This window comes from Shewanella sp. (assembly GCF_047975355.1).
Lineage (GTDB): Bacteria > Pseudomonadota > Gammaproteobacteria > Enterobacterales > Shewanellaceae > Shewanella.
On the sequence record NZ_JBKEDJ010000092.1, the window covers coordinates 1 to 12,611 of the forward strand.

The window sequence follows — 12,611 nt, forward strand, 5'->3', positions numbered from 1 at the left end:
CTCAGCTTTAATGGCAGTGGCGGCCAATGCTTTGGGGTATGGAATAGCCCAGGCCTTGAACGCAAGCTCTGCGGTGATGCCATCGCCTACGTCGGTAAAGGCATGTCAGGCGGCAAGATTGTGAGTTATCCAGCGCTAGGGAGTCCATTCCAGAGCGAGCGCAGCGCGAGTGTCGGGAACACTTGTCTGTATGGCGCGACTGGCGGACGCTTCTTCGCAGCGGGTCAAGCGGGTGAACGCTTCGCGGTACGTAACTCGGGCGCCATTGCCGTAGTTGAAGGCTTAGGCGATAACGGCTGTGAATACATGACCAGCGGCATTGTAGTTGTGCTCGGCAAAACCGGGGTGAACTTCGGCGCAGGGATGACGGGCGGCTTCGCCTATGTGTTCGACCAATTTGGCCGCTTTAACCGCCGCGTGAATAACGAGCTTGTCGATACCCAAAAACTCGAGTCGCCTATTCATCAACAGCATTTGAAAGGCTTGATTGAAGAGCATGTGGCCGAGACCGGCAGTGAGCACGCGAAGATGATCTTAAGCGACTTTGCCAACTGGTTAGATTGCTTTGTTTTAGTGAAACCGAAAAATATCGCCGTTGCAGATCTGCTCAAATTAGAGCAATCGAGCCCGGAACTAGCAGTTAAAGCGGGGTAATAGCAGATGAGTAACGATTTTCAATTTATTGAAGTGGGTCGTAAAGACCCAACTAAACACCCTGCAGCAAAGCGTTCGACTCAGTTTATTGAGATTTATCAGCCCTTTGCTCAAGCTCAGGTGACTGAACAGGCGGACCGTTGCCTCGATTGCGGCAACCCTTATTGTGAGTGGAAATGCCCGCTGCACAACTATATTCCCAACTGGCTGAAACTGGCGCAACAGGGCCGGATCATGGAGGCGGCGGACTTAGTCCATGAGACCAATACCCTGCCCGAGATCTGCGGCCGCGTCTGTCCACAGGACAGACTCTGTGAAGGGGCTTGTACCCTAAACGCCGACTTTGGCGCCGTGACTATCGGTAATGTGGAGAAATACATTACCGATACCGCCATCGCCCAAGGCTGGCGTCCAGATATGAGTAAGGTCACGCCACGCAAGGAAAAGGTCGCGATTGTGGGCGCTGGCCCTGCAGGTTTAGGCTGCGCCGATATTCTTGCCCGTAATGGGGTTAAGGCTGTGGTGTTTGATAAGTATCCCCAGATTGGTGGCCTGCTGACCTACGGCATTCCCTCCTTTAAGCTGGATAAAACCGTGATGGCGACTCGCCGGACTGTGTTAGAAGGCATGGGCATAGAGTTCAAACTGGGCGTAACTGTGGGTAAAGACGTCGCTTTTAACCAACTGCTTGAGGAGTACGATGCCGTCTTCCTCGGCATGGGGACCTACACCGCCATGAAAGCGGGCCTTGAGGGCGAAGATGCCCAAGGCGTGTACCAAGCCCTGCCCTACTTGATTGGCAATACCCATCACCTGATGGGCAGCAGCAACCCCGACACCCCTTACCTCAACCTTGCTGGTAAGCGCGTGGTGGTATTAGGTGGCGGTGATACGGCTATGGACTGTGTTCGCACCGCAGTTCGCCAAGGAGCCAGCAGTGTGATTTGTGCCTATCGCCGCGATGAAGCCAACATGCCAGGTTCACGCCGCGAAGTGCAAAACGCCCGTGAAGAGGGAGTGAACTTCCTATTTAACCGTCAACCCGTGGCGATTAAAACCCAGGACGGTAAAGTGGTGGGTGTGGAATGCGTTGAAACCCAAATGGGTAAAGCCGATGCGAGTGGCCGTCAACGTGCCGAAGCAATTGAAGGCAGCGAGCAGTTACTCGACGCCGATGCGGTAATTATCGCCTTCGGTTTCCAACCTAGCCCTGCGCCTTGGTTTGCCGATTACGGCATTGAACTCGACCAATGGGGCCGAGTAAAAGCCAGTAAACAGGCCGATAACCCATTCCAAACCACCAATCCAAAGGTATTTGCTGGCGGCGATATGGTCCGTGGCTCGGATCTGGTTGTGACCGCTATTGCCGAAGGACGTGATGCGGCGCAAGGTATTCTTAACTACTTAGATTAATTGTTTTTTGTTGTACCGCTGTACCAGTGAGTCTCGGACTCGTACCCACGAGTCCACCATTTGCTTGTGAATTTTGGCGCACCTTAGGGTGCGCATTTTTTTACCCATATCCCGTTTAACACTATCCCCATCAAGCAATCGCAATCCCACAATAACGCCAAAGCATAACTGTGGTATATTAGCCGCCATTCTGTTATCCCACGCTTTAGTGGCATCACACATTCAGTTGAATCAAAAGGGTCTCCCATGAAAATTGGTATTATTGGCGCAATGGAGCCAGAAGTTGCCCATCTTATTGCGGCTATGACAAACACCTCTTCGCAAACGATTGCAGGTATTGAATTTATCGCCGGCACCTTAGCGGGCAAAGACGTTGTAGTGACGCGCTCTGGTATTGGTAAAGTCGCCGCCAGTATTGCCACCACACTGCTGATTGAGAAATACGCCCCCGATGCAGTAATCAACACAGGTTCTGCGGGTGGTTTTGTCGATTCACTGTCGATTGGCGATATCGTGATTTCTTCCGAAGTGCGCCACCACGATGTGGATGTCACCGCATTTGGTTACGAAATTGGCCAAATGGCGCAGCAACCTGCGGCGTTTATTCCGGCGCCATACTTAGTGGAAGCGGCCAATAAAGCCATCACACAATTAGGCGAAGTGAAAGCCATTGAAGGCTTAATCTGTACTGGCGATAGCTTTATTTGCGATCCAGTACGCACTAAGACCATGTTGGAACACTTCCCAACAATGGCAGCCTGTGAAATGGAAGGTGCGGCAATTGCTCAAGTGTGTCACCAGTTTGGCGTACCGTTCGTGGTGATTCGTTCACTCTCTGACAACGCCAATAACGACTCTCCCGTCGACTTTGATTCTTACATTGTGAAGGCAGGTTATCATTCGGCACTGATGGTAATGTTACTGCTTGAGCAATTAGATCCAAATTCAGTAAAGTAATTGACTAAAGCATGATCGTGGAAAGTACCTGATGCACAGCTCTTTTTATCAACAACTTGTCGAAATTGATGGCGCTTTGTTTGAAGGCTTCTTGGTACTTTTCTTTGCTTTACTGCTGGCGCGTTTAGCGCCATTGCCGAGGGAAATGCAGCCACTGATTTGGTTTAGTCACTTAGCCAAACAGCTCGCCGCCAAAGTAAATCGCTCTGAGCGCGCACCCAGCCAACAAGCAACCGCGGGTTTTTTAGCCATGTTGCTGCTGGTGTTTCCCTTTTGGGCGATTATCACTTTCTTGCTCGAACTTGCCGCCTTCCCTTGGTTCTTTGAGTTTTTAGTCCTGTATCTATGTCTGACGGATGCAGGCTTTAGCCAAGTCGCCGACGAAATCGCTAAAGCATTAAAGCGCGAGGATAATGCCAGCGCAAAAAAACTGTTACAGCCGTGGATTGTCCGTGATACGGATAATCTGTCGGAAGTCGGCATAACCAAAGCCACGATAGAAAAACTCGCTACCGCGCCAATTTACGGCACAGCATCGACCATCTTCTTCTTTGCGATCGCTGGCGCCCCTATGGTGTTGGCGGTTAGAATGATTAAACAGCTCGAACTCAGTTGGCCGCCCATTCAACCTAAGTACCAGCATTTTTGCAGTACAGCGCACATTATCTCAACGGCGCTACTGGCTATCCCCGCTTGGTTATGGAGCCTATCGATTGCGATTCAGGGCGGTCCTAAAGCCTTGGCATTGCTGTTTCGCACCTCTAAAAATCATCCCGCGCTTCGGGGTTATGTGATGAGTGTGTCCTTAGTGGCAAATATTTTACGCATTGAATTAGGTGGACCGCAGAAGTTTTCGGGTCAACGCATTGATGTGGCTAAGATTATCTATGGGCCACAGCCGCACCAAGAAGTGATTCCCACCGCCGTAAAACTGACCTCACGCGCCTGCGCTATCTGGTTTAGTTTTATTACCTTAATCCCCATCATTTGGGCGGGTTTACGCTGGCTACAAACCCTGTGATATGATGCCTTTAATCTTAACATTGGGTTAAAGGCTGACTATCTTGTTCGAAAACATGCATGTTTCATTAACAACTCCCGCCCTGCTATTTCCGGCAATCTCACTGCTATTACTCGCGTATACCAACCGCTTCTTTGCATTGGCGGCACTTATCCGTCAGTTGAGTAATGGCGATAAACCCGTGCATAAGGATCAGATTAAAAACTTAAGCCAACGGATCCGGATTATTCGCCGTATGCAGGAGGCCGGCGTATCCAGCTTTGCCCTGTGTGTGCTCTGTATGATTTTTATTTATATCGGTTTTAATAAGACTGGCTCAGTTATCTTCGGTGCCAGCTTATTACTGCTGCTCTATTCACTGATTTTATCTGTGATAGAAATTCGTATCTCTGTGGACGCGCTGAACATTCACATCAAAGAGATGAGTAAATGAATCACTGGATTTACTTCTTCGATTTATGTGGCACGGCGGTATTTGCACTCTCTGGCGCCTTAGCCGCTGGGCGTCATCGTATGGATCCCTTTGGCGTCATCGTACTGGCATCGGTCACGGCGGTCGGCGGTGGCAGTATTCGCGATGCACTGATTGGCGCGACGCCCGTGTTTTGGATCCGCGACCCTAACTACATCATTGTCATACTCGCCACAGTCCTAGCTTGTTTGCTGTTAGTGCGCCGTCCCCGCAAGATGCCGCAATATGCGCTACCGGTCGCCGACGCCTTAGGTTTGGCCCTGTTCACTGTGATTGGTGCTGAAAAAGCCCTCAATATGGGATTGAGTGGCATGATTGCCGTCGTGATGGGCTTGATCACGGGCGTAGGAGGAGGCATTATTCGAGACTTACTGTGCAGACAAATCCCTATGGTGTTACGCACAGAAATCTATGCCACGGCGTCGATTGTTGGCGGCATAGGTTATACCGTAAGCTTGGCCTTCGGTATGGGCGAAAAAACGGCGCTGTTTTTAGCTATGGCCAGTGCCCTAATAATTCGTTTATGCGCCATCAAATGGCATTTGTCGTTACCCGCCTTTGATCTCAAAACCAAGAGGGAATAGTTTGCGAATATTGTGTCTTTTAGTCTGTCTTATTTGGGTTCCGGCCTTGTTTCCTGCGTCTGTACACGCTAACTCAGGGCAAATGCCAGAAGAACAGCAGTTAGCCGTAAAATATATGAATGCGCTAACCGAGCACGACTATCAAACACTCGGCAAATTCTATAACCGTGATACCGTCTTCTTCGATAAGACCGCCAATCGTAAATACACAGGTGGGCGATTTATTATCGACTTCCTCGAGCGCGCCCACGAAGGTGTGCTCGAATATGATTTCAATATCGAGCATATGTATAACGCTGGCTCTCTGGTGGTGATGATTGGTAACTATCACTTTAAGGGACCCGGCGAGCAGTTTGGTAAACCCGGAAAAATTATTGATGTCGCCATTCCTGGGGTCACCAGTCTTAAGCTCGATATGCGTAATCACAGGGTCACAGAACATGTGGATCTGATCGATTACCAAACCATGTCAGACCAATTAGCGATGCAGTAGTCACAAAATTCAGCTTAGATTGAAACTTGAGCGCTAAAAACGAGTCGAAACCAGCAATGAGTCAATACGACCAAGTCACGGCATCTAATGCCCCACGGGTCGTTTCGTTTCAATGAGGTTTGTATGACGTTATTTGGACTGATTGCCCTACTCGCCCTGAATGGTCTTATGCTCGCGCCCCACGCACAAGCGCAGCAGCCAATTATCGTTTCCTATGCGGTGCAACCCGTAAGCCATTTCAATCAGCAGTTGCGAGTCGCCCAGGAGCAACATCAAGCCTGGAGCGAAGATCCCACCGCCATCAGCAGCCAATATGCGGGGAAAAAGTTTACCCTTGTCCGCACTCAGCCCACCAAAGACGGGGTCTTTACCTATCAAATGAGTGAGTTGTTGCAGCAGCATCCACAAATGCTGTTAATTATGTCCCTTAAGAAGAGTGCCCAGCGCTGGCAAGTGGATTCCGCCCAACTCGCGTGGAAGTGTCGTGATGCCCAACATTTTGGTACCGACAGGTGCAGTATTGGCGAGCACGAGGCCAGCACAGCGCCATAAACACTGTACCTTTAATACAAAACCTTAAACGATTGATAAGATAAAATGCAGATATAAAAAGAGCGCCCTTAGGCGCTCTTTTTATTTGCTTGGTAAACACTTATTAACCGTCATAGGCACTCACAAGCGGCACTAAAATGGTTACATCCGATTCGGCTTAAACCAGAGTCACTTTCGCAAACTTACGCTTACCGACTTGGAATACGGCAACCGTGCCAGCGCTTAACGTCATACGGCTATCGTCAACCTTTTCGCCGTCCATCTTCACTGCGCCTTGCTTAATCATACGCATCGCATCGGAAGTCGAACCCACTAAGTCGGCATCCTTAAGTAAGTTAGCAATCGCTAGGCCTTCACCCGCCGCTAATTCAACCTCTGGGATATCATCTGGGATAGCGCCCTTTTGGAAACGGTCGATAAAGGCTTGATGGGCACTCTCGGCCGCCGCTTCGTCGTGGAAGCGCGCGATGATTTCCTTCGCCAAGGTAATCTTGGTATCACGAGGGTTAGCGCCGTTGGCCACATCTTGTTTGAATTGCTCAATCTCAGCCAGAGGGCGGAATGACAGCAACTCAAAGTAGCGCCACATTAGCTCGTCAGAAATCGACATGATCTTGCCAAACATTTCATTGGCGGGCTCACTCACACCAATGTAGTTGTGCGCCGATTTAGACATTTTCTTCACGCCGTCTAAACCTTCAAGCAGTGGCATCATAATCACAGCTTGTGGTTTTTGGCCTTCAGCTTTTTGTAACTCGCGGCCCATCAACAGGTTGAACTTCTGATCAGTTCCGCCTAATTCGACGTCAGCCTTCAGGGCAACTGAGTCATAGCCCTGCAGCAGCGGATACATAAATTCGTGGATAGCGATCGACTGACCCGAAGCATAACGCTTCTTAAAGTCGTCACGTTCCATCATACGAGCAACGGTTTGCTGCGACGCTAAACGGATCATCCCCGCTGCGCCTAATGGCTCTAACCAGCTCGAGTTAAACTCGATACGGGTTTTTGCAGGATCAAGAATTTTATAGACCTGCTCTTTATAGGTCTCGGCGTTGGCTAATACTTGCTCACGGGTGAGTGGCGGACGAGTGCTGTTTTTACCACTTGGATCACCCACCATACCGGTAAAGTCACCAATTAAGAAAATGACTTCATGACCTAACTCTTGGAATAATCTTAATTTATTTAAAATTACTGTGTGTCCAAGATGGATATCCGGTGCGGTAGGATCAGCGCCTAACTTGATACGAAGTGGACGTCCTTCTTTGAGTTTTTCCAGCAGATCCGATTCGAGTAGGATCTCATCGGTACCACGTCTAATTTCTGCTAATACTTGGTCTAAATCAGCCATCTCGGCGGGGACTCCTAAGGCCATGATCATAAAATGAGGAGACTTATGTTACTTGTTAGCCACCACAATTGAAAGTGTGTACACTAACGGGATTATTCAAGCCTTAGGTAATCGGTATCGGCGTCACATGGGAAAGGTTATAACGTTATTTAAATTGCTGCCTAAAAAGCACCAAATTCTCCTCAGCATTCTTTCTGTTATCACTACGATAACCCTGCTCTTTCCTTCTGAAGAAGCGCAAGCTTCAAGACAAACTCAAGGTGTCGCAGACCAAGCTCAAGTCAATACCCGTTACGATGTCCCCTTAGCCTTTCGCTCACCAGAGCGTCCAGAAGGGGCAGAAGGCCAATCTCAAGATGCATCTACTATCGCTACACCTTTATCTTCGACCGAGGCATTAGCCGCTGGCAATACGCCCGCCACCGAAACCTTAGAGAGTGCCCACCATAGGGACGTTGAACATTTTAATGTGAAAAATGGCGACACCTTAGCCGCGGTATTTGAGCGCGCAGGGCTTACCAGCAAAGATGTTTACGAAATCACTCAGTTGCCACTCGCTAAACAGAATCTATTAAAAATCATCCCCGGCGAAGAAATTGTGATTTCAAAAGATGCCAATGGCGATTTAACCGAAGTGCGCTACCGTGTCGATGCGGTATCGACCTTAGTGATCACTAAGGATCAGGATAAGTATTCCGAGAAAATTTCCGAAAAAGACATTGAAATCCGCAGCCAATTCACCAGCGCGAAAATCAAGAGTAACTTCTGGAACGCCGCCGTCGATGCTGGCTTAAACGCTAACCAAATCATGCAGCTCTCGACCGTGTTTGGCTGGGACATCGACTTTGCCTTGGATTTGCGTGAAGGTGACAGCTTCGCGATTATCTATGAGCAGGAATATGCCGAAGGCGAGTTTTTACGTAACGGCAATATCCTCGCCGCCGAGTTTATCAACCAAGATGAGCGCTACACCGCGATTCGCTACACCGACGGCAACTACTACTCCGAAAACGGCACTAGCATGCGCAAAGCCTTCCTGCGCTCACCCGTTGACTTTAAATACGTCAGCTCCAACTTCAATCCTAAGCGCCTGCATCCAGTAACAGGCCAAGTTAAGGCCCACCGTGGCGTAGACTATGTTGCCGCAATTGGTACCCCCATTAAGGCGGCGGGCAATGGCCGAGTCATCGAATCCGGCTACAATCAATTCAATGGTAACTATGTGTTCATTAAGCACAACAATACCTATACGACTAAGTATTTACATTTGACCAAACGCAACGTCAGTAAAGGGGCCAGCGTTAAACAAGGACAAATCATAGGCACATTAGGCAAGACTGGGCGCGTCACCGGTGCCCATCTACACTATGAATTTATCGTCAATGGGGTGCACCGCAATCCAAGAACGGTTGACTTACCTAAGGCCGAATCGATTGCACGTAAAGAAAAGACCCAATTCGATGCACTCAGCAAACAATTAATGGCGAGCATTTCACAGAACAAGCAAACGCAATTGGCGATGCAATAACGACGGAAGGATCCCCTCAATGAACAAGGCTTATTATATTGGACTGATGTCCGGCACCAGCATGGACGGTGTCGATGCTGTGCTAGTCGACTTCGCGGGCGAGCAGCCGCAGCTTATCGCGACGCATACTGAGGCGATCCCGAGTCATTTGCTTAAGGGATTACAACGCCTATGCCTGCCAGGTAATGATGAGATCAACCGCCTCGGCCGCCTAGACCGCAGTGTCGGTAAACTCTTTGCCCTTGCGGTCAATAACCTGCTCGCCAACACCAATATTAGGAAAGAAGAGATTATTGCCATTGGCAGTCATGGCCAGACTGTGCGCCACATGCCTAACCTTGAAGTGGGTTTTACCCTGCAGATTGGCGATCCTAACACCATAGCAACCGAGACGGGCATAGATGTGATTGCCGATTTCCGTCGTAAAGACATTGCCTTAGGTGGCCAAGGCGCGCCGTTAGTGCCCGCCTTCCACCAGCAGACCTTTGCCCAAGTTGGCAAAAAGCGCGTGATCCTCAATATTGGCGGTATTGCCAATATCACCTATCTGACAGGGAATCGTGAAGAGGTTTTAGGTTTCGATACAGGCCCAGGCAATACTTTAATCGATGCGTGGATCCAACAAGTGAAAAACGAGCCCTATGACAAAGACGGCGCTTGGGCTGCCTCAGGTAAAACCGATCAACAACTACTAGCGCAATTGCTGTCGCACCCTTATTTCTCTCTCGCTTATCCTAAGAGCACGGGGCGCGAATTGTTTAATCAGGCTTGGTTGGAACAACAATTATCGCCATTTAATCAATTGGATGAAGAAGATATTCAATCGACGCTGTTGGATTTAAGCTGTCACAGCATTGCCCGCGACATCCTTAAACTCGCCCCAGCGGGAGAATTATTTGTCTGCGGCGGTGGCGCTTTTAATACAGAGCTGATGCAACGTTTAGCGGCGCTGCTGCCCGATTATCACATCGATACCACCTCAGCGCTGGGCGTCGATCCTAAATGGGCCGAAGGCATCGCCTTTGCGTGGCTGGCGATGCGCTACAATTTAGGCTTGCCCGCCAACCTACCCGCAGTAACGGGCGCCTCCCGCGAAGCCGTATTGGGTGGACGTTTTAGCGCTAAGTAGTTTAAACCACTAGTTATTTAAGCAACTTGTGCTTAAGCAAGATAATATCCCGCTGCGGGAAGCCATCGAGCGTCATCACTAAGCGGTTTGACTCCGGGATATACGTCATGGAGCCAAAACCGCTTAAGCTAGAACGGGGTACTCTTAGGAGTGAGGTCAGTTGTTGACTGCTCGCCTCCCAAAAATTCAGCCGCTGCTCGTTCCCATTACTCGATTTAAAATACACCCCGTTTGCCGTAAGCACCCAGTTATTGCCGGCGCGGAATACTTTGCTTGGGATTAACTCTCTAACCTGCTCAGGCTGTGTCAGATCAATCTGCCAGAGTCCATTCCTTCCGTAGCGACTAAATACAAATTCGTTAGCCGATTTTGCAAAGCCCACCGCCATACTCAGAGGGCTAATCACCTTAGGCGCACTATTGTCCAAATGGAACTCTGTGATGCCATCGCTGGTCGATGCAAATACCGCAGTGCCCTGCCAATTCCAACTGGGGCGACCATGATTGTGGTAACTCGAGGCTAAGGCAGTAATGTTCTTATTGGCTAAATCTAAAATAAAAATTCGATTACCTTCATTACGATCATCGGGGGCGATAAAAGCGATTTTAGAGCCATCGGGAGACCAACGCGGGTAAGCTACGCGCGACTTAAGATGAGTATGTTGCTCAAGTTTTTTGCCGTTTATATCGGACGTCCAAATCTCGTTATAGCCAGTCTCACTAGAGACAAATACTATCCGTTTAGCCTCGGGAGAATAATCGGGATTGCGATGGCTAATGCTAGAATACAGCAGCGGAAACAAACTGCCCGGTACGGACTCCCCAAGGGAAAAATACGCCATCTGGAATTGACGACGATACTGGTGATAAACCAGCTCACCGTCCTCTGATACGCTGCTGGGATAGCTCATTCCCTCCACATCGAGTGGCCGAATATGCGTGGTTTCAATATCGATAATAAAACCATTGCGAGTGCCTGAGTCTTCCGTTGCAAACACCAGCGACTGACTATCAGGCGTCCAGCTTAAGCCACGAATATCTTCTAGCCCATGGGTTAAGCGTTTTTCATTGGCACTACCTAAATCCCGAATAAAAATATCTTCCGAGATATTACTAAAGCGCCTTGCGATTGCGAGCCAACGACCATCAGGACTGAAGGCTAAATCCCGATCCTCATAATTACATTGAGTTTCGCAGGATAATCTTTCCGCCTTGGCGTCGGGGTGTATCAAAGACAAACGGTAGATGCCCCCCTCCTTGCCCTCCTCGTGGGAGGAGACATAGGCAAGATATTGGCCGTCGTGAGAAATATCGATTGCCGCCATATCGCTACTGCAGGGCGCTAAGGCGAGGGTTTGATTGGTCGCAAGGATCAACTGAGTGATATGGCACTCCCCAGTACCATGGATGCGGGAGGCAAAAAACAACTTAGTATCGTCTAAACTCCACACGGCTCGCAGCTCTTCAGAAGTTAAAGGGGTTAATTGACGGGCGGGAATATCTTCACGTTTAAAATCTTTAAGATACAAACTAGAAGTCACTCCGGGACGACTCGCGCCATACACTAACCAACGTCTATCGTGGGATAACCTAGGATAACGCTCTGAGCCAGGATCACGGGTCAGCACTGTTATTTGAGTCTCCGTCATTCGCTGTTGATCTTGGTGCAGATGCACGCCAATAAATAGACCTGCAACTAAGATGATCGCCCCCATGAGTATCGCGAGCAAATGCAGTCGTTGCGTCGTATGCTGCAACTTAGCCTCGGTGGTTTGCAGTTTATCGTCATCGGTATCATCAGAAATGTCATAGACAGGGGACAATAACAGGCGATATCCAGCCTTACGCACGGTTTCAATCACGCCGCCATCCTGTTCGAGGGGCGATAATTGCTGCCGTAAATGCCAAATCGCGTTCGTGAGGGCCTTAGTACCTACGTAGGCATTGCCCTCCCAAACTTTTTCAATCAACTCATCTCGGGTCACTACATGAGGATGGCGCAGGGCTAGATAGCTAAGCACTTCAATGAACTTAGGTTGAAGTGACACCTTAGCGGCTTCAGGTTGGGACGTATCATCTCCCTGCGTTTGAAATGAAATTGAGTTATCGGAAGGGTCAATGCGACAGCCTCCTAAGCAAAAACTCAACTTACTCTTATCCTTCATTTTTTTCTCACACCTGAGTTATTGATCTTTTTATGGTTAGGGTAATGAGTACATCATTTAGTTAGATACTACCTAAGACTTAACCCAGTTAGCAAACGAATGACTTAAACTAACTATATAAAATTCAGAACATTAGCTTGTATAAAATCTAAAAAAGAGATTTAAACAATCTAGAATCGAGCCTAGGCGGATTGTGATAAAGCAACAAATTGCTTACAACTGCATGACCAATAACAACATAAGCGTCAACGCCTTACTCCTGTTGCGAATGATCGGTGCGGGAGTGATTC

Annotated in this window: 11 protein-coding genes and 1 pseudogene; 10 read left to right on the top strand and 2 right to left on the bottom strand. The window is 49.0% G+C overall.

The genetic code is table 11. The features are described 5' to 3' along the window. The 8 genes and pseudogenes from gltB to ACK5NH_RS19585 all read left to right on the top strand — a co-directional run. Positions 1–654, top strand: a pseudogene (gene gltB / locus ACK5NH_RS19550) (glutamate synthase large subunit); the annotation flags it as partial. Positions 655–660: 6 nt separating this feature from the next. After that, the gene (locus ACK5NH_RS19555; RefSeq protein WP_416922768.1) at positions 661–2,067 is read left to right on the top strand and encodes an FAD-dependent oxidoreductase; all 1,407 of its coding nucleotides are present in this window, start codon (positions 661–663) and stop codon (positions 2,065–2,067) included. 246 nt (positions 2,068–2,313) lie between these two features. Then, on the top strand, positions 2,314–3,024 hold the full coding sequence (locus tag ACK5NH_RS19560; RefSeq protein ID WP_416922769.1) for a 5'-methylthioadenosine/adenosylhomocysteine nucleosidase: 711 nt from the start codon (positions 2,314–2,316) through the stop codon (positions 3,022–3,024). Positions 3,025–3,055: 31 nt separating this feature from the next. Continuing rightward, on the top strand, positions 3,056–4,045 hold the full coding sequence (locus ACK5NH_RS19565) for a cobalamin biosynthesis protein CobD/CbiB (RefSeq protein ID WP_416922771.1): 990 nt from the start codon (positions 3,056–3,058) through the stop codon (positions 4,043–4,045). A 55-nt stretch (positions 4,046–4,100) separates the two neighbouring features. Next, positions 4,101–4,478 (top strand): DUF2721 domain-containing protein, encoded by a 378-nt coding sequence (locus ACK5NH_RS19570; protein ID WP_011623626.1) that lies wholly within the window; start codon positions 4,101–4,103, stop codon positions 4,476–4,478. Then, positions 4,475–5,101, top strand: coding sequence for a trimeric intracellular cation channel family protein (locus ACK5NH_RS19575; protein WP_416922773.1), 627 nt, complete (start codon positions 4,475–4,477; stop codon positions 5,099–5,101). Before ACK5NH_RS19570 ends, ACK5NH_RS19575 begins: the two co-directional genes overlap by 4 nt. Before the next feature lies 1 nt (position 5,102). Further along, a complete protein-coding gene (locus ACK5NH_RS19580) occupies positions 5,103–5,594 on the top strand; it encodes a nuclear transport factor 2 family protein (protein ID WP_416922775.1) in 492 nt (163 codons plus the stop codon). A gap of 123 nt (positions 5,595–5,717) precedes the next feature. After that, complete coding sequence (locus tag ACK5NH_RS19585; RefSeq protein WP_416922777.1) at positions 5,718–6,146, top strand: hypothetical protein; 429 nt, start codon at positions 5,718–5,720, stop codon at positions 6,144–6,146. Positions 6,147–6,303: 157 nt separating this feature from the next. Here the strand turns inward: ACK5NH_RS19585 and tyrS are convergent, their stop codons facing one another. Beyond that, positions 6,304–7,500 (bottom strand): tyrosine--tRNA ligase, encoded by a 1,197-nt coding sequence (gene tyrS / locus ACK5NH_RS19590; protein WP_416922779.1) that lies wholly within the window; start codon positions 7,498–7,500, stop codon positions 6,304–6,306. A 127-nt stretch (positions 7,501–7,627) separates the two neighbouring features. Between tyrS and ACK5NH_RS19595 the strand changes: the two genes are divergently transcribed. Both ACK5NH_RS19595 and ACK5NH_RS19600 read left to right on the top strand, forming a co-directional pair. Then, complete coding sequence (locus ACK5NH_RS19595; protein WP_416922781.1) at positions 7,628–9,028, top strand: peptidoglycan DD-metalloendopeptidase family protein; 1,401 nt, start codon at positions 7,628–7,630, stop codon at positions 9,026–9,028. A gap of 19 nt (positions 9,029–9,047) precedes the next feature. Beyond that, on the top strand, positions 9,048–10,157 hold the full coding sequence (locus ACK5NH_RS19600) for an anhydro-N-acetylmuramic acid kinase (RefSeq protein WP_416922783.1): 1,110 nt from the start codon (positions 9,048–9,050) through the stop codon (positions 10,155–10,157). Positions 10,158–10,170: 13 nt separating this feature from the next. Here the strand turns inward: ACK5NH_RS19600 and ACK5NH_RS19605 are convergent, their stop codons facing one another. Beyond that, positions 10,171–12,321: a winged helix-turn-helix domain-containing protein gene (locus tag ACK5NH_RS19605; protein WP_416922785.1), complete on the bottom strand. Its 2,151-nt coding sequence runs from the start codon at positions 12,319–12,321 to the stop codon at positions 10,171–10,173. Between the last annotated feature and the right edge of the window lie 290 nt (positions 12,322–12,611).